At 57.9% G+C, this 23,973-nt stretch carries 22 protein-coding genes, 1 tRNA gene and 1 riboswitch; of the genes, 11 read left to right on the plus strand and 12 right to left on the minus strand.

Translation table 11 applies throughout. From position 1 onward, the window contains the following. On the plus strand, window positions 1-1,264 hold a 1,264-nt coding region (locus ACTH3D_RS03865; protein ID WP_441665441.1), incomplete at its 5' end, for a sodium:solute symporter family transporter. A 23-nt stretch (window positions 1,265-1,287) separates the two neighbouring features. Here ACTH3D_RS03865 and ACTH3D_RS03870 read toward each other — a convergent pair. Further along, window positions 1,288-2,571, minus strand: a complete 1,284-nt coding sequence (locus ACTH3D_RS03870; RefSeq protein WP_441665443.1) for an LLM class flavin-dependent oxidoreductase — start codon at window positions 2,569-2,571, stop codon at window positions 1,288-1,290. A gap of 11 nt (window positions 2,572-2,582) precedes the next feature. After that, window positions 2,583-3,419 (minus strand): 3-oxoacyl-ACP reductase, encoded by an 837-nt coding sequence (locus ACTH3D_RS03875; protein WP_441665445.1) that lies wholly within the window; start codon window positions 3,417-3,419, stop codon window positions 2,583-2,585. Window positions 3,420-3,491: 72 nt separating this feature from the next. Then, window positions 3,492-3,590, minus strand: a riboswitch (TPP riboswitch). A gap of 177 nt (window positions 3,591-3,767) precedes the next feature. Between ACTH3D_RS03875 and ACTH3D_RS03880 the strand changes: the two genes are divergently transcribed. Then, complete coding sequence (locus tag ACTH3D_RS03880) at window positions 3,768-4,562, plus strand: MetQ/NlpA family ABC transporter substrate-binding protein (RefSeq protein ID WP_441665447.1); 795 nt, start codon at window positions 3,768-3,770, stop codon at window positions 4,560-4,562. Between the two features lie 114 nt (window positions 4,563-4,676). Beyond that, on the plus strand, window positions 4,677-5,192 hold the full coding sequence (locus ACTH3D_RS03885; protein ID WP_441665449.1) for a GAF domain-containing protein: 516 nt from the start codon (window positions 4,677-4,679) through the stop codon (window positions 5,190-5,192). Window positions 5,193-5,260: 68 nt separating this feature from the next. Here the strand turns inward: ACTH3D_RS03885 and ACTH3D_RS03890 are convergent. Together ACTH3D_RS03890 and glpK are read right to left on the minus strand one after the other, a co-directional pair. Continuing rightward, a tRNA-Val gene (locus ACTH3D_RS03890) sits at window positions 5,261-5,337 on the minus strand. A gap of 127 nt (window positions 5,338-5,464) precedes the next feature. Beyond that, window positions 5,465-6,973, minus strand: a complete 1,509-nt coding sequence (gene glpK / locus ACTH3D_RS03895; protein WP_441665451.1) for a glycerol kinase GlpK — start codon at window positions 6,971-6,973, stop codon at window positions 5,465-5,467. Window positions 6,974-7,086: 113 nt separating this feature from the next. Between glpK and glpD the strand changes: the two genes are divergently transcribed. Further along, the gene (gene glpD / locus ACTH3D_RS03900) at window positions 7,087-8,619 is read left to right on the plus strand and encodes a glycerol-3-phosphate dehydrogenase (RefSeq protein WP_441665453.1); all 1,533 of its coding nucleotides are present in this window, start codon (window positions 7,087-7,089) and stop codon (window positions 8,617-8,619) included. A 114-nt stretch (window positions 8,620-8,733) separates the two neighbouring features. Next, entirely contained in the window at window positions 8,734-9,798 is a 1,065-nt protein-coding gene (locus ACTH3D_RS03905; RefSeq protein ID WP_441665455.1) for an endonuclease/exonuclease/phosphatase family protein, read from the plus strand. Window positions 9,799-9,816: 18 nt separating this feature from the next. Here ACTH3D_RS03905 and ACTH3D_RS03910 read toward each other — a convergent pair whose 3' ends face one another. Next, the gene (locus ACTH3D_RS03910; RefSeq protein WP_441665457.1) at window positions 9,817-11,196 is read right to left on the minus strand and encodes a class II fumarate hydratase; all 1,380 of its coding nucleotides are present in this window, start codon (window positions 11,194-11,196) and stop codon (window positions 9,817-9,819) included. A 271-nt stretch (window positions 11,197-11,467) separates the two neighbouring features. Here ACTH3D_RS03910 and ACTH3D_RS03915 point away from each other — a divergent pair, with 271 nt between their 5' ends. Both ACTH3D_RS03915 and ACTH3D_RS03920 read left to right on the plus strand, forming a co-directional pair. Next, a complete protein-coding gene (locus ACTH3D_RS03915) occupies window positions 11,468-11,830 on the plus strand; it encodes a phasin family protein (RefSeq protein WP_441665459.1) in 363 nt (120 codons plus the stop codon). Between the two features lie 178 nt (window positions 11,831-12,008). After that, window positions 12,009-12,590 (plus strand): hypothetical protein, encoded by a 582-nt coding sequence (locus ACTH3D_RS03920; RefSeq protein WP_441665461.1) that lies wholly within the window; start codon window positions 12,009-12,011, stop codon window positions 12,588-12,590. Between the two features lie 39 nt (window positions 12,591-12,629). Here ACTH3D_RS03920 and hda read toward each other — a convergent pair whose 3' ends face one another. Together hda and ACTH3D_RS03930 are read right to left on the minus strand one after the other, a co-directional pair. After that, the gene (gene hda, locus ACTH3D_RS03925; protein ID WP_441665463.1) at window positions 12,630-13,337 is read right to left on the minus strand and encodes a DnaA regulatory inactivator Hda; all 708 of its coding nucleotides are present in this window, start codon (window positions 13,335-13,337) and stop codon (window positions 12,630-12,632) included. Further along, window positions 13,334-14,482 (minus strand): AI-2E family transporter, encoded by a 1,149-nt coding sequence (locus ACTH3D_RS03930; RefSeq protein ID WP_441665465.1) that lies wholly within the window; start codon window positions 14,480-14,482, stop codon window positions 13,334-13,336. Before ACTH3D_RS03930 ends, hda begins: the two co-directional genes overlap by 4 nt. Window positions 14,483-14,621: 139 nt before the next feature. Here ACTH3D_RS03930 and purM point away from each other — a divergent pair, with 139 nt between their 5' ends. The 3 genes from purM to ACTH3D_RS03945 all read left to right on the plus strand — a co-directional run bounded on the left by purM (window position 14,622) and on the right by ACTH3D_RS03945 (window position 17,554). Continuing rightward, complete coding sequence (gene purM / locus ACTH3D_RS03935) at window positions 14,622-15,704, plus strand: phosphoribosylformylglycinamidine cyclo-ligase (protein WP_441665467.1); 1,083 nt, start codon at window positions 14,622-14,624, stop codon at window positions 15,702-15,704. Window positions 15,705-15,712: 8 nt separating this feature from the next. Further along, complete coding sequence (gene purN, locus ACTH3D_RS03940; RefSeq protein WP_441665469.1) at window positions 15,713-16,435, plus strand: phosphoribosylglycinamide formyltransferase; 723 nt, start codon at window positions 15,713-15,715, stop codon at window positions 16,433-16,435. A gap of 225 nt (window positions 16,436-16,660) precedes the next feature. Then, window positions 16,661-17,554, plus strand: coding sequence for a YihY/virulence factor BrkB family protein (locus tag ACTH3D_RS03945; protein WP_441665507.1), 894 nt, complete (start codon window positions 16,661-16,663; stop codon window positions 17,552-17,554). Between the two features lie 185 nt (window positions 17,555-17,739). Here ACTH3D_RS03945 and dcd read toward each other — a convergent pair whose 3' ends face one another. The 3 genes from dcd to ACTH3D_RS03960 all read right to left on the minus strand — a co-directional run bounded on the left by dcd (window position 17,740) and on the right by ACTH3D_RS03960 (window position 20,652). After that, the gene (gene dcd, locus ACTH3D_RS03950) at window positions 17,740-18,306 is read right to left on the minus strand and encodes a dCTP deaminase (RefSeq protein WP_441665471.1); all 567 of its coding nucleotides are present in this window, start codon (window positions 18,304-18,306) and stop codon (window positions 17,740-17,742) included. A gap of 85 nt (window positions 18,307-18,391) precedes the next feature. Beyond that, entirely contained in the window at window positions 18,392-19,198 is an 807-nt protein-coding gene (apbC, locus tag ACTH3D_RS03955) for an iron-sulfur cluster carrier protein ApbC (RefSeq protein ID WP_441665473.1), read from the minus strand. Between the two features lie 209 nt (window positions 19,199-19,407). Continuing rightward, complete coding sequence (locus tag ACTH3D_RS03960) at window positions 19,408-20,652, minus strand: hypothetical protein (RefSeq protein ID WP_441665475.1); 1,245 nt, start codon at window positions 20,650-20,652, stop codon at window positions 19,408-19,410. A gap of 291 nt (window positions 20,653-20,943) precedes the next feature. Here ACTH3D_RS03960 and ACTH3D_RS03965 point away from each other — a divergent pair, with 291 nt between their 5' ends. Continuing rightward, entirely contained in the window at window positions 20,944-21,810 is an 867-nt protein-coding gene (locus ACTH3D_RS03965) for a YihY/virulence factor BrkB family protein (RefSeq protein WP_441665477.1), read from the plus strand. 19 nt (window positions 21,811-21,829) lie between these two features. Here the strand turns inward: ACTH3D_RS03965 and ACTH3D_RS03970 are convergent, their stop codons facing one another. After that, the gene (locus ACTH3D_RS03970; RefSeq protein ID WP_441665479.1) at window positions 21,830-22,297 is read right to left on the minus strand and encodes a TerB family tellurite resistance protein; all 468 of its coding nucleotides are present in this window, start codon (window positions 22,295-22,297) and stop codon (window positions 21,830-21,832) included. An 88-nt stretch (window positions 22,298-22,385) separates the two neighbouring features. Continuing rightward, the gene (locus ACTH3D_RS03975; RefSeq protein ID WP_441665481.1) at window positions 22,386-23,942 is read right to left on the minus strand and encodes a phospholipase D family protein; all 1,557 of its coding nucleotides are present in this window, start codon (window positions 23,940-23,942) and stop codon (window positions 22,386-22,388) included. Window positions 23,943-23,973: the final 31 nt, after the last annotated feature.

Consider the following 23,973-nt stretch of genomic DNA (forward strand, 5'->3'; position numbering starts at 1 on the left):
TTTCGGTCCCGCTCAGGCCGCCACCTGGGGCGGCGTCAGTGCGCTGCTGGGTTATGCGCTGGGCTCCTGCGTACCGCGGCTGATCATGATTCCGCTGGGCCAGCGTATTCGTGAACTGATGCCCGAAGGTCACGGGCTGACCGAGTTCGTGATCCATCGTTACGGGCGCACCATGTACGCCTTCACACTCTCAATCATGCTGCTTTATCTCTTCATTTCACTGGCAGCGGGCCTCACTGCCGTAGCACGCATGGTGACGCTGCTGGCTCCCATACCGCTGTGGCTGACTGCCAGCGTGGTGATGCTAGCCACGGTGCTGTACACCTTCTATGGCGGGCTACGCGCTTCGATTTTTACCGACAAGGTGCAGATGGTAGTCATTCTGCCGCTATTGGCCCTGCTGCTTTTCTTTGGCTGGCAAGCCGCCGGCGGCACAGCTCCCACCCTTGACGGGCTGGCCCAGCACGCTCCCGAGCTACTCGATTTCACCGATGCCGGCGGAGTACGTGCCGGGCTGACGTTCTTTATCGCCGTGGTGCTCACGGGGCTTTTCTATCAGGGTACCTGGCAGCGTATCTACGCGGCGAAAAACGTCAGCGTACTGCGCCGCAGCTTCTGGATCAGCGGGCTACTTAACCTGCCGATCATCTTCATGATGGGGCTGTTCGGGCTAGCTTTTGTTGGCCTGGGCTTAGAAGGCGATGGCTCGGTCGCACTGTTCAGTGTGCTGTTAGACAGTGTGCCGCTGTGGTTTGCGCTGGCACTGATTCCGCTAGGGCTCGCGCTGGTGATGAGCAGCGCCGACTCCACCATTAACGCCACATCAAGCATCATTGCAGTGGATATGCATCGCCTACTCCCCCAGGCCAGCGAAACTACCCTGATGCGCCTTTCCCGCTGGCTGATTGTGGCTGCCGCGGTGCCAATCACCTGGGTCGCTGCCCAAGGTTTCAGCGTGCTGTATCTGTTCCTGTTGGCCGACCTGTTGTGTTCAGCGGCAGCATTTCCGGTGTTTTTCGGGCTGTTCAACCGCCACTACGATGGCCGCAATGCGGTAATCAGCACCGCCTGCGGGCTGGCGGCGGGGTTACTGGCTTTCCCCGCCCCCGGTGCTGGTACTGACACCCTTCTGGAGAGTTTCTTGCTCGCCGCCCTGGTACCGGTGGTCATCTCAGCCGTGCTGATGCGCGTACTACCCGCCAGGGAGCGCTTTGATTTTTCCCGCCTGGCAACACTGGTGCGGCGCTTTGGTAGGCAAGCATAAGGTCGACAGTCGTAAAGCAGCCATCAGAGCACACTAGGCCGTTCAAGCCCCAGGTGCTCGCGCAGGGTGCGCCCTGCGTACTTCCGGCGAAATAGACCGCGTTGTTGGAGTACTGGCACCACCTGCTCGACAAAATCATCAATACTTGAAGGCAGCGACGGCGGCATAAGGTTGAAGCCGTCGGCGCCCCCCTGCTCCACCCAGCGCTGCATTTCATCAGCGATCTTTTCTGGCGTGCCAATCATGGTGCAATGCCCACCACCGGCCGCCAGGCGCCCGAGCAGCTCACGCAAGGTAGGCTTCTCGCATTCGATGATGCGCAAAATCGTGGCATAACGTCCTTTCGGCCCGGTAAATTCTTCCAGCGGTGGCAACTTGGGCATTGGCGCATCCAGCTCCCAAGCGCTGCAGTCCTGGCCGATGAACTGGCTGAGCTGATGTAGCGAATCCCGGGTCGGCAGCAGCACATCGAGCTCACGCTGGAGCGCTTTGGCTTCTACTTCGCTGGAAGCCACATAGGTTACCAGTCCCGGCATGATGGCGACCGGTGGACGACCGGCAGCAGCCACTCGTGCCTGAATATCGCGGTAGTAAGCCTGAGCCGAGTCCAGGTCATAGGCCACGGCGTAAATTGCCTCGGCAAAGCGGGCGGCAAGGTCGCGCCCTTGCTCTGAGGCGCCAGCCTGGAACAGCACCGGTCGGCCCTGGGGCGGACGTGGCACATTCAGCGGGCCGTCCACCAGAAAGTGCTCGCCGTGATGGTGGATTGGGCGCACCTTTTCAGGGTCGGCAAACAGGCCGCCACGCTCTAAGCACAAGGCGTCATCGCCCCAGCTATCCCACAGCGCCAGCACGGTGTCGGCGAACTCCTCTGCCCGGGCGTAGCGCTCAGCATGAGGCGGCATCGCTAGGTAATTATGATTACGCGCCTCGCTGTCGAACATCGAGGTCACCAGATTCCAACCCATCCGCCCGCTGGAAATATGATCCAGCGAGGCCAGCATCCGCGCAGCGTGGAACGGGGTGTAAAAGGTGCTGGAAACCGTCGAGATCAGCCCGATATGCTCGGTGGCCCGAGCCATGGCGGCAAGTGCGGTCAATGGCTCAAGAAACCACAGCGGCCCACCGGCAACGTTGCCAGCGGCATGACCGTCAGCGAAAAACACCGCATCGAACTTGCCACGCTCGGCGGTACGCGCTAGCGATTCGTAATAGCTGATATCCCCAAGCCGCTCAACAGAGGAGTCCGGATGACGCCAGGCCGCCCGATGGTGACCGCAGCCCATAATGAAAAGGTTCAGGTGCATGCTGGCGGCCATCAGTCTTTTACCAGCCCGCCATCGACCACCAGATTCTGCCCGGTGATCGCGCGGCCCCAGGGCGAAGCAAACATCAACGCTGCGTCAGCAAACTCTTCAGGTGTAATCACCCGGCGCAGTGGTGTATTGGCGGCGATCAGCTCGAAAACAGCCTCCGGCGTCGCCGAAGAGGCATCCGTGGTGCGCAGAAGACCGCCGGAAATCATGTTGACCGTGATATTGTCCGGCCCTAAATCGTGGGCGAAGGTCCGCGTCAGCGACAACAGCGCGGCCTTACCTGCGGTGTAATCGTGATAGGGCACTACCGGGTTCTGAAACAGGTTGGTACCGACGTTGATGATGCGTCCGAAGCCCTGTTCCCGCATGCCCGACAGCACGGCCTGCACCGCGTTCAGTGCGCCCTGGTTGACGCCCTTGAGCTGCTGCTCCAACTGTTCCCAACTCAGGGTGTCCACATCGGGGCGGGCATCGCCGTTGAACGAGAAGTCCGGCAGCGCATTGTTGATCAGCGTGGTCACCGGCGCGCCGAAGTACTCCCCCGCGGCTTCAACCATGGCCTTGACCGCCTTGGCATCACACACATCGGCCTGCACCGCCAGCGCCCGATCAGGCGCCTGGGCAACCACAGCCTCGGCACCGGCCACACTGTTGCGATAGTTGACGACAACCCGCGCCCCGGCATCAAGAAAAGCACGCGCCAGACTGGCACCCAGGCCGCGGCCAGCCCCAGTGATCAGCACAATCTGCTGGTCGAGCGGCAGCGCAGTAGGAGAGGCAGAAATCGCAGAGGCGGAGAAAGTTGCTGCAGAAGAAGATGTTGTGGAAACAGTACTCATTGCGTGGCCCTGGTGATGCCATCCGAGGCGGATAGCAAAGTGAAGGCAAAGGCACACGCTAGCCACTCTTTATGAGCACCGCGTAGACATTCCTTCGCCAGTATGAACGGGATCAGGTTCAGCGGGTGTTGTCTCAGCCCCACCATTGGCGGGACACCCCGTGTCTAACACGCACAAACCATAGCGCACCGTTTAACTGGCAACAAGGCTGGTGGCTGACGGTGTTTTGCAAACCGGGCAGAGTGTTTTTAACTGCATCAAATTAATAGCTAAAAAGCATTACAAAAACTCTGCATATTCCCTTACCATGAGATGCACTTTATCTTTACTTGTCAGGGAGACAATGAAATGCGCAACATCCTGATCCGCGGCTTTGCCGTTACCGCGCTGGCACTGGCCATCGGCCAGGCACAAGCTGAGCAGCACAGCATCAAGATCGGCACTGTCGCTGGCCCTGAAACTGATGTGATGCAGGTAGCAGCCGAGCTCGCCAAAGAGCGTCACGGCCTTGACGTCCAGATCATCGAGTTTACCGACTACGTCACCCCCAACGCGGCGCTGGCCGACGGCAGCCTGGACGCCAACGCCTATCAGCATCAGCCCTACATGGAGTCAATGGTCAACGACCGGGGCTACGATTTCGCAATTGCCGGACTGACCTTTGTCTACCCGATTGGCGCTTATTCCGAGAAGTACGACAGTCTCGATGCCCTGCCCGAGGGCGCAGTCATTGCATTGCCCAACGACCCGACCAACGAAGGCCGCTCGCTGATCCTGCTCCATAACCACGGGCTGATCACTCTGGATGATCCAGAGAACCTCGAAGCCACACCGCTCAACATTGCTGAAAACCCCAACAAGTATGACTTTCGTGAAATCGAGGCTGCCCAGCTGCCCCGTGTGCTGCCCGATGTTGACCTGGCCTTCATCAACAACACCTTCGCCCAGCCAGCCGGCTTGAGCCTAGATGACGCCCTGGTACGCGAAGGACCTGAGTCGCCTTACGTCAACATCATCGCGGTGCGTGCCGGTGACGAAGATGCCGAGCACATCACCCAGCTGGTTGATGCTTACCAAAGCGATGAGGTGGCCGCCAAGGCCAAAGAGCTGTTCGACGGTGCCGCGGTACCGGGCTGGAAGTAATCCCCCGGCGCTGCCGCTCTGCGCAGCGCAACCGCCACTCAGCAACGGGCCGACAGGTGTCGGCCCGTTTTCGTTCACCTCCTATTCCTGTTCGCCTGTTCGCCTGTACACACAATGGTAGTAGTGGAAAAGTGGAGCCTTACCGTGCAACAACCCGACTATGCGCTTCTGGCCCGCCAGCTGGCCGCCCTGCTTGACGATCGCGAGTGGCTAACCAACAGTGCCCAAACCTGTGCTTTTGTCATGCAGGAAGTGCCTGACCTGAACTGGGTCGGCTTCTATTTGCAGCGCCGCTCTGAGGTGCTGAGCCTCGGCCCTTTTCAGGGCAAGCCGGCCTGCCACCCTATTCCCTTCTCTAAGGGGGTATGCGGCAAAGCCGCCCGAGAGCGCACCACCCAGCGGGTAGATGACGTGCTGGCCGTGGCGGATCATATTGCCTGCGATGCCGACTCGCGCGCCGAACTGGTGGTGCCGATCGTCGCCAGTGGGGAACTGTGGGGCGTGCTGGATCTGGACAGCCCCACCGCTGGCCGCTTCAGTGAAACCGACCAGGCTGGCATCGAACAACTGGTAAAAGTGTTTATCGCCCGTAGCGAGCTGACCAATGAGGTGGCACTGAGCAACTATTGAGGGAAGCCAGATTTCCGATACACCACGAAAAAGCCCCTGAGTAGAAACATCAGGGGCTTTTTGGAATCTGGTAGGACCAGGCGGATTCGAACCGCCGACCTCCACGATGTCAACGTGGCGCTCTAACCAACTGAGCTATGGTCCTGAATCACCGCATATCTGTTGGCGTCAGAGCCAGCTTTCAGTGCGACAACGGAAGCGTATTGTACTTGGCAGCAGACAGATTGCAAGTGCAATTGTTGGCCTCAGTAACATCAGCAAGTCGCCGAAGCTCAATGACTTGGCATATCCGTCGAGGGCTCGGAGCGCACTCGGGCAACCGCTTCCAGCCAACCGGCATACAGCTCATCGCGCTGGGTAGAGCCCATCGCCGGATAAAAGCGCCGCTCGGCGCTCCATAGCCCGGCGATTTCTTCCAGATCCTGATACCAGCCTAATTTCAAGCCTGCCAGGTACGCCGCCCCAAGCGCGGTGATCTCCTGGGTCTCGGGGCGATCAACCTCGACACCGAGCATGTCGGCAAGAAACTGCATCAACCAGTTGTTGACCACCATGCCACCATCCACTCGCAGTGCACCGGGTGCGGCGCTCATGTCATCGCTCATGCACTCCTGCAGGTCGCGAGTCTGATAGCACACCGCTTGCAGCCCGGCAGCAACAATTTCGGCAATGCCGGTGTCTCGGGTTAGGCCAAGAATTGCCCCGCGAGCCTTGGGGTCCCAGTAGGGTGCGCCAAGGCCAGTGAACGCTGGCACCAGATAGACGTGATTGCCAGCCCTGGTCTGGCTAGCCAGTTGCTCGGTTTCAGCGGCATTGGCAAACAGCTTGAGGCCATCGCGCAACCACTGCATGGTCGCGCCGGCCACGAAAATGCTGCCTTCCATGGCATAGGTTGGTACACCATTGAGACGATACCCTACGGTGGTCAGCAGCCGGTTACGCGACGCTTCAGCCTGCTCGCCAGTATTGACGATCATGAAGCAACCGGTGCCGTAGGTACTTTTGCCCATCCCCGGTTCGAAGCAGGCCTGACCAAACAACGCCGCCTGCTGATCACCGGCAACGCCTGCTACCGGCAGTGCACCGCCCAGCCATCTGGCATCAGTTGAGCCGAAGTCATCACTGGAGTCTTTGACCTCGGGCAGCAGGCCCTCGGGGATATCAAACAGCGCCAGCAACTCGCTATCCCAGCATTGGCGGTGGATATCAAACAGCATGGTGCGCGAGGCGTTAGTGGCGTCAGTGGCATGCACCCGGCCATCAGTCAATCGCCAGATCAGAAAGGTATCCACAGTGCCGAAAGCCAGCTCACCCCTCTCGGCGCGCTCACGGGCACCTTCCACGTTATCCAGCAGCCAGCCCAGCTTGGTGGCTGAAAAGTAGGGGTCAATCAATAGGCCGGTCCGCTGATTGACGAGTGTTTCGTGGCCAGCGTCACGCAACTGCTGACAGGCATCAGAAGTGCGCCGATCCTGCCACACAATCGCCGGATGCAGGGTTTCACCTGTGGCGCGATCCCAAAGCAGCGTGGTTTCCCGCTGATTGGTAATACCGATACCGGCGACCTGGGCAAGGTTCACTCCCGGACTGGCCAGCACTTCGCGACAGGTACCCAGCACACTTTCCCAGATCGCTTCAGGATCATGCTCAACCCAGCCATCAGCAGGAAAGTGCTGCTCAAACTCGCGCTGGGCGATATGCACAGCACTGCCTTTTCTGTCAAACAGGATCGCCCGGGAACTGGTGGTACCCTGATCGATGGATAGCAGGTATGAAGACATGATTAACATCCTGTTAACAGGAAAAAGATGACAGCTTAAAAGCTCTGAGCCTATGCCATTCTGGTGTAGCACTCAATTATCAACCCGATCAGGACCCACGAGCGGAGACAGGCATGCACACAACGAACGAGCTGTTGGATCTTTATGTGATTGGCGGCGGCATTAACGGCACCGGTATTGCCGCTGATGCCGCAGGACGTGGCCTGTCAGTAGGGTTGTGTGAGCAGGCGGACCTGGCCAGCGCCACCTCTTCCGCCAGCAGCAAGCTCATTCATGGTGGTTTACGCTATCTGGAATATTACGAATTCCGGTTGGTGCATCAGGCACTCAAGGAGCGTGAAATACTGCTGGCCAAGGCCCCGCACATCATCTGGCCAATGCGTTTCATCTTGCCCCACCGGCCTCACCTGCGCCCGGCCTGGATGATCCGCGTCGGCCTGTTTCTTTACGACCACCTGAGCCGATGCCAGCAGCTGCCGGGCTCACGCGCCATGCGAATCGACCCAACTCTTGGCTTGGCCGGCGACATCACTCGCGGATTCGAGTATTCCGACTGCTGGGTAGACGATGCCCGCCTGGTGGTGCTGAACGCGATTCAGGCCCGCGATAACGGTGCAGAAATACTGGTGCGCACCCGCCTGGTCAGTGCCCGTGAGGTTCACAGTTACTGGGAACTGACCTTTGAAGATGTCAACAGCCAACAGCAATTCCTGCGCCGTGCGCGAACCCTGGTCAATGCAACCGGCCCCTGGGTCGAGCAACTGATCAAGCAGCGACTGGCTCGCCCTTCGCGCTATGCCATCCGCATGATTCAGGGCAGCCACCTGGTGGTGCCACGCATCAACCCAGATCAGCGCGCCTATATCTTGCAGCACACTGACCGACGCATTGTTTTTGTACTGCCCTGGGAGGCCGACTACAGCCTGGTGGGCACCACCGATCGCCGCTATGAGGGGGATCCATCCCGGGTCGAGGCGACGGATGAGGAAATTGATTATTTGCTGGAGGTCATCAACAACCATTTCGACCGGCCGCTGGGACGCGATGACATCATTCGCACCTTTGCTGGCGTTCGCCCGCTGTGCGATGACGAGTCGGTAGGCCCGTCGGCCATGACCCGCGATTACACCCTGGAGCTGGATACCAGCAGTAATCAGGCGCCAGGGGAGAATCAGGAGTCGGGAGCACGAGCCGCACCGCTGCTCTCGGTGTTCGGCGGCAAGATCACCACCTATCGCAAGCTGGCCGAGGCGGCACTTGATCAACTAGCACCCTACCTGCCCGCTATGGGCTCCGCCTGGACGGCCGAGGTGCCGCTGCCGGGGGGTGATATTACCGATCAGCACAGCTTCGCCAAGCAGCTGCTGGCCGACTATCCGTTTTTGACAACGGCGCAGGCTCAGCGTTTTGCGCGCAGCTACGGCACCCTGTGCCTGCAGTTCCTGGAAAAAAAACGTTCAGCTGAAGCACTTGGTGACGACCTTGGCGCAGGGCTCAGCACGGCTGAGCTTGATTATCTGATGATCAACGAGTGGGCACAAACCCCTGACGATGTCCTGTGGCGGCGCACCAAGCTGGGTATGCGTTTCTCTACGGCTCAGCGCCAGCATCTGGCTGAGGTAATGACAGCCAGGCGAAAAAAATGAGCCTGGTTCAATCATCATCAGCTTCGCGTGCTATCTTTGCCCTCTCCGCCTCTGGCATAACCACAACACCACAACGCTACCCCACAACAGGACACCCAACAAGGAAGCAGCACCATGCTCAGTTTTATTATTGCCACTGTTTCCCTGATGACGCTTGCGGCCACTCTGCTAGCCTATCTGCGTTCCACCATCTGGTGGATACGCGCCTGTGAGTTTCCGCGCTTGCAGATTGCCGTGGTGGCGCTACTGACCCTGATTTGTGTCCCGCTGCTTGACGCGCCATGGACCTGGATCACCCTTGCGGCAAGCCTAGTGACAGTGTTTCTGCAGGCACGCCGTATTTTTCCCTGGACTGCCATCTGGCCTGTGCAGGTCAAAGATGCCGAGCCGGGCCATGACGACCACTGCCTAACGCTGCTGGTGGCTAACGTTCTAACCCCGAACCGCAACGCTGCAGGGCTGATCGAGCTGATCAAACGCCATAAACCGGACATCGTGCTGACACTGGAGTCTGACGACTGGTGGCAGACACAGCTCGATGAGGCGCTGTTGGAAGAAATGCCAAACGCCGTGTGTATTCCCCAGGACAACCTCTACGGCATGCACCTCTACTCGCGGCTGCCCCTGGTCTCACCAACCGTTGAACGCCTGATCCAAGACGACATTCCCTCCATCGTGACCGGTGTAATGCTGCCATGCGGGGACACGGTACGCCTGCACGCGTTACATCCCAGGCCACCAGCACCCAGCGAAAGCGAGGAGTCGCTATGGCGCGATGCCGAACTACTATTAATTGGCAAGCGTATACACGAACAGCCGACTCCCACCCTAGTGGCCGGCGATCTTAACGACGTGGCCTGGTCGCGCACCACTCGACTATTCTGCCGAGTCAGCGGCATGCTGGACCCGCGCCGTGGCCGTGGCATGTTCAGCACTTTCCACGCCAGCTATCCACTGCTGCGCTGGCCGCTGGATCATGTGTTCGTCAGCGAGCACTTCACCCTCAGGCATCTGCGCCGCCTACCGGGTTTCGGCTCCGATCACTTTCCGATACTTGCCACGCTTTGCTATCGCCCGGCGCGCAGCGACGAGCACGAGCCTCCCACTGCCTGTCATGAAGAGCATCAGGAGGCTCAAGAAACCATTCTGGAAGGAGAAGCCCGGACCCAGCAAGCCTGACTAGAGCCGGGCCTGGCATCAACCGGGCACGCCACCGCGGGTTAGTGCAGCTGGATCAAGCAGACGTTCAAGCTCTGCGCGGGAAAGGTCGGTCTGCTCGTCTGCCACATCAATCACCGGACGGCCACTCTTATACGCCTGCTTGGCGATAGCCGCAGCAGCTTCATAGCCGATCACCGAGTTCAGCGCGGTCACCAGAATCGGATTACGCGACAGCGGCTCGCGCAAATGCGCTTCGCGCACCTTGAAAGTCGCGATGCAGCGGTCAGCCAGCAGATAGGAGATATTGCTCATCAGCGTCATCGAGCTGAGCAGGTTGTTGGCAATCAGCGGCAGCATCACATTGAGCTGGAAGTTTCCGCTCTGCCCCGCCACGGTTACTGCGGCATCCAGACCAATGACTTGTGCAGCCACCTGAGCGGCAGCTTCCGGTATCACCGGGTTGACCTTGCCCGGCATGATCGAGCTGCCTGGCTGCAGCGCCTCAAGCTCAATCTCACCAAGCCCGGCCAGTGGCCCGGAGTTCATCCAGCGCAGATCGTTGGCGATTTTCATAATCACACAGGCCAGTCCGCGCAGCTGCCCAGAAAGCTCCACCGCAGCATCCTGGGCACCCAAGCTGGCAAAAAAACTGTCGTTGGGCGCAAGTGCAAGACCGGTCTGCTGGCTTAACGCCTCAGCTATGCGCTGGGCAAACTCCGGATGGGCGTTGATGCCGGTACCCACTGCGGTGCCACCCTGAGCCAGACGACACAGCCGCAGAAGCACGCTGTCAAAGCGCTCCATGGCCTGACCGAGCTGGCTCGACCAGCCACCCAGTTCCTGGCTCATGCGCAACGGCATGGCGTCCATCAGATGGGTGCGCCCGGTCTTGACCACATCATCGAGCTCTACCGCTCGGGCATCAATGCTGTTACGCAGATGTTCAATTGCCGGACGCAATGTTCCAGTCAGCTCGATGGCTGCTGACAGATGCAGCGCAGTGGGAATCACGTCATTGCTGGACTGCCCCATATTGACGTGATCGTTAGGACTGATCGCCAGGCCATCTTGGCTGGCCAGGTGTGAGATCACCTCATTGACGTTCATGTTGGTCGAGGTGCCCGACCCGGTCTGGTACACATCCACCGGAAACTGGTCATCGTGCTCGGCGTTGATGATCGCCTTGGCGGCACCACAGATGGCATCGGCCCGCTCGCTGTCCAGCAGCTTGAGGTCGTGATTGACTGAAGCAGCAGCCAGCTTGATCCGCGCAACGGCATGAATGAAGGCCGGCGGCATCCTGTGGCCCGATACCGGAAAATTATTGACCGCACGCTGGGTCTGGGCGCCATACAGGGCGCTTACCGGCACGTCCAGCTCACCCATGCTGTCGTGTTCAATTCGCTTGTCGTTCATTGGCCATTCTCCTTTTCATTCAATAGTTATCTCATGAAATCAGGCACATGCCCGACTTGCAAAACGAGTCTCTGTTCGTGTCTGTTCGACAGGCCCAAACCTGGGCTGATCCTGGAGCCTGCCAGGTCATGCAATAAGAAAAAACCACCCGAATTGTTGCACTGCACCAAAAAGCTTGCTATTGTGCACTGCAACAGAGACCTGAAGAGCAACGGCATCTGTCGTAATGCTTGAATTCATTGACTAAAAGGAAATACACATGGAAAACTTCATGAAAAGCTTTGACACCACCCAGTTCGAAAATCTGTTCTTTGGCCCGGCCCGCGCTTACGCCAACCTGAGCCTCGACTTTACTGAGAAGCTGGTCAGCGCACAGCTCGAAGCCAGCAAGTCCTATGCTGAAACCAACCTGACTCAGGTGCGTGCACTGCTCGACGTACGTGACGCTGAAGGTCTGCGTGCATACATGGAAAACCAGCAGAAGGTTGCCAAGGACTTGACCGAGCGCATGAAAGGCGACGCGGAAAAAGTCGTTGCTCTGCAGCAGGACTTCGCCTCTAAGAGCCAGAAGCTGACCGAAGAGAACACCAAGCAGGCTTCTACTGCTGCTGCCAAGGCTACGCGCCAGGCCTGAGCCCTGCGCACATCAGTAAGTGCCTGAGTCTCTGACCGGCACCGACTGACTCGAAAGCGGCATCCGTCCGCTTTCGCTATCAAAACGGAGCGACCGCGATTGCGGTCGCTCCGTTTTTTGTTCAGGCTCTTGTGCACACAGATTATCTGGTTATTCCCATTGAGCAAGGGTCAATGTCATGAAAAAACGTATTATTGCAGGCGCTCTTCTCGCGTCTGTGGTCGGCCTAAGTGGCTGTCAGACGTATTATCCCAGCGGAACAGTCCAGCGCACACCCGAGGTAGTGGATCGTGGCGAATCTGAGAAACCCGTGCCCGAAAAACCTGAAAAACCTTCAACACCCAAGCCGCCACCCCAGCGTGTTGAGCGAAGCGTGGCATTTCCCGCCGATGAGTATGCCGCGCTGAAGAAAACAGGCACCGCCGCCATCAGTGGGCGCCTGACGCTCCCGACCCAGGGGGGCACGGTGATTGGCGCAGGCGAAACCATCTCGGTTGCACCTGTGACCACCTATTCCGCCGAAGCCGCTGAGCGGGCACTGGCCGGCCGCGCGGTCACCAAGGCAGATCCCAAGGCCCGTGAGTACACCCATACCACGCGCAGTAACGATGAGGGGTATTTCGTGCTACGCAATCTGCCCAGCGGCGACTTCTATGTGTCAGGCAGCCTGATTGACCCGAACACTAGCAAGCGCCGTATCGCCATCAAGGAAGTCAGCCTGGGCAAGGGTGAAAGCAAAGAAGTCCAGCTCAGCCCCTGAAGAGTATCATGGCTTTCCTGTCATGATTCAGCGAACACTTCACCAGCCCAGTGTCTGCTTGACGAAGGGAATCGTCAGCCGCCGCTGGGCCGACAGGGAGGCGCTGTCCAGCGTCTCAAGACAGGCAAACAATGCATCAAGCCGACGCGGTTCGCGGTGCAGGATATAGCGGGCCACATCGTCACTCAGCAGCATGCCTCGCCCCTTGGCCCGCAGCTGCAAGGCGGCAAGGCGCTGCTCATCGTCCAGCCCGCGCACCTGGAAAGTCATTCCCCAACTCAGCCGCGAGGCCAGATCAGGCAGCTGGACCTTTAGCTGCCGCGGGGGCGCAGCGGCTGACACCAGCAGACGTTTGCCGTTATCGCGCAAGCGGTTAAAGGCATGGAACAGCGCCTCCTCCCAGCGCCTGCGGCCTACCACAGCCTCCAGGTCATCAATGGCAACGAGATCCAGACGTTCGATATTCTCAAGCATCAGCGGCGGAAAGTGACCCAGCTCATTGAGCGGCAGATAGAGAGAGCGACAATCACGGTCCGAGGCTTCATGGCAGGCGGCCTGCAACAGGTGGCTACGGCCGCTGCCTTCGCTGCCCCACAGGTAGACAAAAAGTTCTCCGTCGTTATCAAGCTGATGGGCGAGCTTTTCGATCAGAGCGGCATTCGGCCCCGCATACATATTGCTGAAGGTCGCCTCCTCACGCACTCCTACGCCCAGCGCAAGCTGAGCGGGTGGCGCCGGTCGACTCATAATTTTTCCTCACCGGTTTTTGCCAGCGCATCCACGCCGTCGACGCTCGTCTTATCGCCTACGCCAACTATGCCGCTGCCACTCCGGTTCTCGGGTGGATGCTGATATAGGTGTGTCTGCTTGTAGTAGTCCAGCAGATAACGCACTACCACCATGATCATGGCAGCCACCGGCAGTGCTAACAAAACACCGGTAAACCCGAACAGCTGACCACCCGCCAACACGGCAAAGATCACCGCAACCGGATGTAGCCCTATCTTGTCGCCGAGCAGCTTGGGCTGCAGCACCACGCTTTCGGCCGCCTGTCCAAAACCATAAACACCCGCCACTGCCAGCAGCATCAGCCAACTATCAAACTGGAAAAATGCCACCAGGCCGGCGACTGAAATACCCACGATGACGCCCAGGTACGGCACGATACTAGCAAGCCCCGACAGCAAACCGATCAGCAGACCAAACTTGATACCAAACAATGTCAGGCCAATGGCGTAAATCACACCGAGACACAGCATCACAATCAACTGTCCACGTAAAAACGCCGACAGCACCTCATCACACTCACGCCCCAGCTGCTGGGCAACTGGCCGCCAGGACATGGGGAAAAGATCCACCAGCTTGACCATCAGCCGGTCCCAGTCCAGCAACAGATAGAATGTCACCACCGGAATCAGCGCAATACTGCCAAGCCAAGTCACCAGTACCAGTCCCGACTTGGAAACCTTGGACAGCAAGGTCGCCGCCAGCGACCCGGTTTCCTTGAGGTTCCCCATCACCGCCTGACGCAATTTATGGAAATCGGGGCTGAGGTCGACACCACCCAACTCCTGGATCCGTGGCAGCAGCGTACTTTGCACCCATGAAAAAGCGACAGGCACCAGTTCAATCAGCTGTGACAGCTGACGACCAAGCATCGGAATGACCAGCACCAGCGCCGCCACCAGCAACAGTGCTAGCACCATGAAAACAAGCGTCACCGCCAGACGCCGGGACAACCCCCAGTCCTCGAGGTGATCGGCCAGCGGGTCGCCAAGATAGGCCAATACCATGCTGACAAAAAACGGCATGAGTACCGGCTCAATACTGATCATGAACCACAACAGGATCACACCCAGTACAATTGCCACCCAGCCTTGTCGCTGCATCATCTCACTCCCTGTGTGATAGGCGGCACGCGATGCGGGCCGTTGACTGTAATGCTACAATTCTCACCCGAACTTGCCCAGCGTGACGCACAGCGACACGTCTGGACGCCACATTGTTTGCAACGCTCAGACAGGACACACCATGACCGACCGCAGCCATTCCTCGCTCAGCTACAAGGACTCAGGCGTCGATATCGATGCCGGAAATGCGCTGGTTGAGCGCATTAAGGGGGTAGCAAAGAGCACTACCCGCCCCGAAGTACTTGGTGGACTTGGCGGCTTTGGTGCTCTGTGCGAGCTGCCAGGCGGCTACCGTGAGCCAGTGCTGGTCACCGGCACCGATGGCGTCGGCACCAAATTACGCCTAGCGATGGATCTTGCCAGGCACGACACCATTGGCATTGATCTGGTCGCCATGTGCGTCAACGATCTGGTGGTCGCCGGTGCCGAGCCGCTGCTTTTCCTCGACTACTATGCCACGGGCAAGCTGGATGTGGACATGGCAGCGGACGTTGTCACGGGTATTGGTAACGGCTGCCGCCAGGCCGGCTGTGCACTGGTCGGCGGCGAAACTGCAGAAATGCCAGGCATGTATGCTGGCAGCGACTACGATCTGGCAGGATTCTGCGTCGGGGTGGTCGAAAAAAGCGAGATCCTTGACGGCAGTAAAGTGGCCGTCGGTGATGTGTTGCTGGGCATCGCCTCGTCCGGTCCACACTCCAACGGCTACTCTCTGATCCGCAAGATCCTTGAGGTCAGCGGCGCCTCACTGGATATGGCCTTTGACGGAGGCTCGTTGGGCAATGCACTGATGGCACCCACCCGCATCTATGTTAAACCGCTGCTCTCGCTGATCCGCGAAAGCGACATTCCGGTTCACGCCATCTCGCACATTACCGGCGGCGGCTTGCTTGAAAACCTGCCCCGTGTGCTGCCTGAGGACGCCGTGGCGCGTGTTGATACTAACAGCTGGCAACGCCCAGCCATTTTCGACTGGCTGCAGCAGCAAGGCAATGTGGATGAACACGAAATGCACCGGGTGCTCAACTGCGGCATTGGCATGGTAGTGGTGGTTCCAGCCGATGGCGCCGACGAAGCACGCGCCCACTTGCAGGCGCTGGGCGAGACGGTTTACCGCATCGGTGAAATCATTGCTGGCGATAGCCAGGGCGGCGACAACGAAGAGGCATCACACCAAGTCCAACTGGAGAACCTGACACCATGAGCGCCGGCATGGATAACACTTCCACCCAGAACGACTTAGAGGCGGTAGAAACCGAGCCGCGACGGGTAGTGGTACTACTATCTGGTGGAGGCACTAACCTGCAAGCCCTGATCGACGCTCAGAGTCATGATGAACTGGGTGGTGAGATAGTGGCCGTCATATCCAATCAGCCAGAGGCGATGGGGCTGCAGCGCGCCCGTGACGCAGGCATTGATGCCGTGGTGCTGCCGCATCGCGAGTATGACAACCGGGATGCCTTTGATGGCGCCCTGATTAAAGTGATTGAACGCCACGAGCCGGATCTTGTAGTGCTGGCCGGTTTCATGCGCATTCTGACGCCGCGCTTTGTGCAGCGCTTTCTTGGGCGGCTGATCAATATCCATCCTTCATTGCTGCCAGCTTATCAAGGCCTGCATACCCACGCCCGCGCCCTTGCTGACGGCGTGGCAGAACACGGCTGCAGCGTGCACTTTGTCACCGAGGAGCTCGACGGCGGACCGAGCATCATCCAGGCCGTAGTTAATGTCAGTGTTGATGACAATGAAGACAGCCTCAAGGCCCGCGTACTCGACAGGGAACACCTTATCTTCCCCATCGCGGTGCGCTGGCTGCTAGAAGGCCGTGTAAGGCTCGTCGGTGACCACGCCACCATTGATGGCGTCACACTCCCCTCCATCGGCATGCGACTTTCTCATGAAGACGCCGCCGAAGAGCTGGATGAGGGTAGCTGAACGAAAAGAAGGTTCAGAATTACAGCACCCCAGGCGCTGGCGGCTATATGAGACGTATCGGGGCGCCCGCTCCAACTGGAGCACATCTAGTCGCCATCTGGCACGCTGAATTAACGCTTGATGACAGTTACGGCTTATCATGCGCAACTCAATACAATATTTCTTCACTTGCAAACCGTTACAAGGCGTGTTGACTTGCCCCCTTTACTGCCCCGTTTATTCCAGATGGCCTCTCTAACACTCCACTTTATGTGGCGTGTTATCGTTGCTTTCATGAACAGCCAAGGCATTCTGCTGGCCGGCGGAGTTGGCTACAACATTCTGCTTTCCACCATACCGCTGCTAGCCTTGCTGATGGTGGTGCTGGCAGGCATCGTCGATGAGCGCCAGCTGTTCACCGTAATTTCCACTCAGCTTAACCACCTGACGTCTGCACACGCCGAAGTTGTTCTGCAAGCCGTTCATTCGCTAATTGATTCCAGGCATGCCATCGGCACCCTGGGGATTCCCGTGCTACTGGTTTTCAGCTCTTTAGCCTTTCGCAACCTTGAAGGTGCGCTGGTTATCATCTTTCGCTCATCAGGCACCGAGCTTAAACGCTCTGCCTGGAAGTCCGCCCTGATGCCCTACGCCTTCATAGCTGTGCTGGGTATTAGCCTGATGGCCCTGGCGCTGACTGTCAGCCTGTTAAGTCATATCAACATGTTATGGGTGCTAATTCATGGGCACGAACTGCCACTGGCCAGCCTGTCTGGTGCCATGCTCAACCTGGCCAGTTTTGTTGGCGTCTTCCTGCTGTTCAGTGCCATCTACAAGATCATGCCGGTAGAGAAAGTCGCTCTGCGCCGTGCTCTGATCGGCGGCTTTATGGCGGCACTGCTATGGGAAGGCGTAAGGCTATTGCTGGTTTTCTACTTTGCCCACTTGTCTTACGTCAACACCCTATACAGTTCACTGGCTACCATAATTGTACTGCTGTTTTCGCTTAAGGTTGGCACTGCTATCCTATTGCTGGGTGCTCAGGTAATTGCTGAGCTTGAACGCAACGTCAAGCTGGGTATTCCCTGGCATCAGAACGCGCACAAAATGGCGACAAAGACCACCACATCATCAAGCTAACCTTTGAGCTAGTTTGGGCTTGTGCTAACCGGAGCCTGAGTTACTCAGAGTCACGCTCTTTGCAGCCGCTAGTAGCCTAGCCCGGATACAATTACTGCGACTCAGGTACAAAAGATCAGCAGTACGGTATTCTTCCAGCGGGTCCAGCTGACCGCCTGCATAGGCCAGCCGCTTTCTGCCAAATATCAGGCCTGGGGCAGGGTCACACCGCGCTGTCCCATGTACTTACCGTTACGGTCCTTGTAGGAAACGTCACACACCTCGTCAGACTCAAAAAACAGCATCTGGGCCACGCCTTCGTTGGCGTAGATCTTGGCTGGCAGATTGGTGGTATTGGAAAACTCTAGCGTCACGTGCCCTTCCCACTCAGGCTCTAGAGGGGTGACGTTAACGATGATGCCGCAGCGGGCATAAGTCGACTTTCCCAAGCAGATCGTCAGCACACTGCGCGGTATGCGGAAGTACTCAACTGTCCGCGCCAGAACGAAAGAGTTTGGTGGAATCACGCAAACATCGCCCTGTACATCAACAAAGCTCTTTTCGTCAAACGCCTTGGGATCAACCACTGCCGAGTGGATATTGGTAAACACCTTAAATTCGTCGGCACAGCGCACATCATAACCGTAGCTTGAGGTGCCGTAGGAAATCACCCGCTGGTCGCCCTGATAGCGCACCTGATCATGCTCGAAAGGTGCGATCATTTGGTGCTGCTCGGCCATGCGGCGAATCCAGTGGTCGGATTTAATGCTCATGATTTATCCTGAAAAATCGTGCATAAATGAACTGATCTGGGCTGAACACCAGAGCCTGTTTACCTGTGAAGCTGATCCTCAGCAATCACTCGCTGAACGAGATGCTCGGCCCGTCATTGCGGCTTACGGCTAGCTGGTCGGCGACCTTGCGGGCGATCTCGCGAAACGTCTTGGCAACGTCACCGTCCGGGTCGGCAATCACGCTTGGCTTGCCACCATCAGCCTGCTCGCGGATCGACAGCGTCAGCGGAAGACGACCCAGTACCTGCGTATCATATTCGCTTGCGATCAATTCACCTCCGCCCTCGCCAAAGATAGGCTCACTGTGACCACAGCTGGAACAGACGTGCAGACTCATGTTCTCGACCACGCCAAACACCGGTACGTTGACCTTGCGGAACATCTCGATGCCCTTGCGTGCATCAAGGAGGGCAATATCCTGGGGAGTCGTCACAATCACCGCTCCGCTGACCGGTACCTTCTGGGCCAGGGTCAGCTGGATGTCGCCGGTACCCGGTGGCATGTCGATAAATAGCACGTCCAGGTCCTGCCACTCCGTCTGATCCAGCATCTGCTGAAAGGCGCCAGCTACCATCGGGCCTCGCCACACCATCGGCTCACGGGTATCGATCATGAACGCAATCGACATCGCCTGAAGGCCATGGGCTTCGATTGGCAGCATGCTGTTCTCAGCTGTTCCCTGGCTTGGGCGGATGCCCTCCTTAACGCCCAGCATCCGCGCCTGGCTGGGTCCGTGAATATCGGCATCCAGAACGCCAACCCGGTAACCTTCTGCTGCCATGGCAAGTGCCAGATTGGCAGAAACAGTAGACTTGCCTACGCCGCCCTTGCCGGATGCCACAGCTACAATGTGCTTGACCCCTTTGACCACAGTTGAACTCCTTGATAATGGGGGAAATGGCTACTGGCACTATACTTTTACTAAACAGTCCAGTTATGTAGGACAGTATAACCGCCTGACCTGACTAAGAGCGATAGCTCAGGCCGAGAATGGGGGTTGTGGCGGTGCTTTAGCACTGAATAAAAACGCCTCTCCAGGGAGAGGCGCTTAATGCAATACAGCCGGATAAATGGGCAGAGTCAGGCACTCTGCAGCTCGGCTTGCTGCTCTTTTTCAGCATCAGCATCGGCGTCTGTATCAACGTCCACATCAGAACTGCTGCTATCCGCTTCCTTGCTGTCATCAGCTTCGGGCGTGTCTGCGGCTCCGGCCTTGGCTGGTTCCTCCGGCTTCTCGAACTCTACAACAGCATCACTGGATTCCTTTGAGTCTGCTGCCTTGGCATCACCGGCTTTTGCATCGTCGGCTGCACTGGTTTCAGCGGCATCATCAGACTTGGCTTCGGACTCATCAGCCGCCTTGTCTTGATCGGCGTCTACGTTGGCTCCAGCTGTTTCGTCAGACTTGGCTTCGATTTCAGCTTTTGCATTAGCCTCAGGCTTATCAGTAGTGTCTTCTTGCTTTTCTGGTGCAGAGGCCTTACTGCTCCCGCCGACTTTCTGGTCAAGCTGATCCAGCTCCTGACGCCAGCTGTCGAGCTGCTGCTGCAAGCTGCCAAGTGTTGTCTGGCGGCTGTCAATGGAGGCATCCAGCCCACTCAGCGTCTCACGGCCACTGGAAATGCTTTCCTCAAGATTACTGAGTACTTCACGTGCTTGCTCACGCTGATCTTCAAGCTTGGCCAGGGCGTCTTGTGCTTCTTTCTTTTCAGCCTGAACGTCTTCCAGGGCAGCTTTGGCACTGGCAACCTCCTGCTCCAGCGCTTTACGCTGCTGCTCTGCCTCGTCGCGGGCCTGCTCTGCCTGTTGGCTGGCATCTTCTGCTTCCTTACGGGCCTGCTCAGCAGCTTTCTGCCTGTCCTCGGCCTCAGCTTCAGACTGCTTGGCTTCTTCTGCCTGCTGCTTTGCTGTTTCAAGCGCTGACTTGGCATCCGCCAAGAGCGCTTCAGCAGCATCTGCTTCGCCGCTTACCGCATCCAGACGCTGCTGGGCTTCCTTGACGTCGCTCTCAATCTGACCCGTTTTAGCGTTCATCTCCTCCAGTCTGGTCTGCGCTTCATCACGCTTTTGCTCCAGATCGCGGATATCGCTTTCAAGCGAATCGATATTGACCTGGGCGCTTTCAAGCTCTGCCAAACGGCTACTCATTGCCTGACGCTCAGACTGGACTGACTCCAGGCGCGACTGTAGCGCCTTGCGCGCCTCGTTATCGGTGCTGACACTGGACTGGGCAATCACCGCCCAGACAACCGCAGCGACAGTGATGCCGCCCATTCCCTTAACACGATTGTCCTTGAAGAGTTCTCGCATCGAGCTATCGGCCATTAGGTTGATCTCCTGTTTTCTTATATCGTCGACCCATTTCACGGACCGTCATGTTTCTAGCATACACTGCCTGACGATAACGGAAATTCGCCGCTTTGTGATCTCTTTGTGATGTAGTTATTGCTTGGTAAAGACGGTATTCGACACTTTGCATTGACGCTTGGGGGCAATTACAGCCTATCATGCACAATCCGTCGCAACATTTTTCATGTGCAGCCAATCGCAAGGCGTGTTGATTTGCCTCCCTTAGTACCCCGTTTACTCCACCTGGCTCCCCTGACACTCCATTTTATGTGGCGTGTTCTGGGTGCTTTCATGAACAACCGGGGCATACTGCTGGCCGGCGGGGTTGGATACAACATACTGCTTTCCATCGTACCGCTGTTTGCGTTGCTGATCGTTCTGCTGGCGGGCGTCGTCGATCAGCGCCAGCTGTTCACGGTGCTTACCGTTCAACTTAACCACCTGGCGCCAGCACACGCCGAGGTTGTTTTGCAGGCCGTCCGGTCGCTAATTGATTCCAAAGAGGCCATTGGCGCTTTGGGTATTCCCGTGCTGCTGATTTTCAGCTCTTTTGCCTTCCGAAACCTCGAAGACGCACTGGCTATCATCTTTCGCTCATCAAGCACCGAGCTTAAACGCTCCGTCTGGATATCAGCACTGATGCCCTATGCATTCATGGTCGTACTGGGTGTCGGTCTGATGGCACTGGCGCTGGCGGTCAGTCTGTTCACTGGTATCAATACGTTGTGGGTGGTATTTCTGGGCCACGAGCTGCCTTTGGCCAGTCTGTCAGGAACAATACTCAACCTGGCTAGCTTTGTTGGTGTCTTTCTGCTGTTCAGTGCCATCTACAAGGTCATGCCGGTAGAGCGCATCGCCCTGCGCCGCGCGCTGGTTGGTGGGTTTGTGGCAGCGCTGCTGTGGGAGGGGGTGAGACTGTTGTTGGTGCTCTATTTTGCCAATCTGTCTTACGTGAATGCCGTATATGGCTCACTTGCTACTCTGATTGTCCTACTGCTATCTCTTGAAATTGGCGCAGTTATCCTGCTGCTGGGCGCGCAAGTAATTGCTGAGCTTGAGCGCAACGTCAAGCTCGGTATTCCATGGTATCAGGACTCACGAAAATTGATGACACCCCCCACATCACCAAGCTAGGCCTGGACTTGGTATGTGGCTAGGCAGAGTCGCGTTCATTGAGAACCTGCAGCTTGGCACGGATAAAGTCGCTGTGGCTAAGGTACAGAAGCTCAGCGATGCGGCGAATACGGTGTTCCTCCAGCGGGTCCAGCTCGCCATCGGCATAGGCCAGACGCCACATAGACACCACCAGGGTAAACCTCTCCTCCTGGGTATAGTGGTCGTTAAGCAGCGAGACAAACTGATAGTGATCGACGGAATCCTCAACCTTCTGCTGAGCCAATCGTATCAAGTCTTCAACGGCCAGCTCGGACAGCCTGTATCGCTCCCGGAGCGTATCCCGCAACGACGCAATCTCGGCATCGTCCCGACGATAGTCCGCGCGCATCACTTCGCACAGCAAAGCCGCCGCCGCCAGCTCCAGTGACATGTCTGCCTGGCTTGAGCGAGATGCAGTCGAGTCACTGAAAGCCTGCTGAAAAAACTGCTGAATCGAATCAAGCATAAAAAGTATCCATATAAGATTTCCCACTACGACCATCGGCATGGGCCCAAGGTTCGTCATTGAAACGTTTTATCGCTAAATGCTTCACCTAAAAAGTGGACAGACCTGTGGCCTCCATGAGCCGATAGCGCCAACGCGACCACCAGCTGCTGCCTTCGGAAGCAGAGAGAGGCAGACTGGTGCGGCGCGTATCGCTGGACAGCCAACGCCGCTCGAACAGCTCGGTGGCCTGATCAATGGCCGGGGTCAGCTGATTGCCTACCAGCTCCACGCTGGTTTCCAGATTGAGGTTATCCAGATTGCGCCGGGTGAAATTGGCCGACCCCAGAATCACCACGGCTTGAGCCTGAGCCGGGTCAGCGCCGGATGGCATGGCGTCAAAAGCCGCTGCCTCACGATACAGCATCAGCTTGCTGTGGCACTGCTCGCCGCGGGTCAGGCACCAGCGCACCTCAATGCCCGCATCTGCTAGCTCTGCGGCGACCGGGCGATTAGGAATACCACCTTTCTGCATGCCAAAGGCGTTCTGGTTTGGGTCCAGCAGTATTCGGACGGCCACGCCTCTGGCACTGGCGTCCTTGAGTGCCTCAATCACACCGCGGTGGGAAAGATAAAACACGGCCATATCCAAGCGGTCGCCGGGACCAGCGCGATCAATACGGCTCAGCAATGCATCACGAACTGCCGCTTCGGTCAGGATGCGCAGACTGGGCTGGTCGACTTCCTGCCGGGTTTCAGGAGCTACCCTGTGTCGTTCACTGGCAGCCGATGCGGCTGGCCACTGTTCGTCGAATCGCGCTTTTGCGCTTTTCGACCAACCAGCAACAGCACGCTCAGAGGCCAACAGATCCAACGCTGCCGGCCCCTGAAAGCGAACCGCCACGTTGCCATGATGGCTGCTGGCATCGTGGGGGTTAGCGCTGGTCACCAGCCCGCCCCAGTCGCTGGCCTGGTCCACCACCAGCGTCTTGCGGTGATTGGCACGGAAATTGGCCAGGGCCAGGTAGCTGCGCAGTGTGATCTTCCCGCGCCCTAACGGATTAGGCAGCCAACCACCTTGCCTGCTATTTCCCAGCCGGTTCAGTCCCAGGTGCCATAGGCCGGACCACAGAGGGTTGGAGGCGCGCAGCTCGTCAAGGTCAGTAATGACCAGTTCAATGTCGGCCTGATTTAGGCGCTCAAGATGCTCGGGCATCAGAGCGCCATAGAGCGTATTGATCGGGTCTGTGATCACCCTGACGACCATGTCAGGATGCTGACGCTTCTGCGCGACCAACGCATCGCTCAGCTCGCCGGACAGATGACGCATGCCCTGTTCATCGGCATTACCGGCAAAGTCGTTGAACAGGAACATGTCTAACACGATGAGCTTCCGAGCCTGACCTATCATGGCCAGCAGCTCATCGAAAATCGCCTGCTGGCGATGCTGCTGTCCCTGGGCGTCGTACCAGGTTTCATCAATCAGCAACTGTACATCACTGACATGCCGCACCGGCCAGGCCACACCAACGCCCTCGTGCAGCGGCTTGTGACGCTGCCAGTAACTCATGCTTCCCCAGGCAACCAGCAGCACCAGTACTGCCATCACTAATATCACACGACCTCCCCGGCGGGGCCGGTCAGATGTGTTTACTGGCTGGGCCATGAGGCGCTTCCTGGTTAGGGCAGGAGGATGG

Origin of the sequence: Halomonas sp. (genome assembly GCF_052095765.1) — a bacterium.
In the GTDB taxonomy this organism is placed as follows: Bacteria; Pseudomonadota; Gammaproteobacteria; order Pseudomonadales; family Halomonadaceae; genus Halomonas.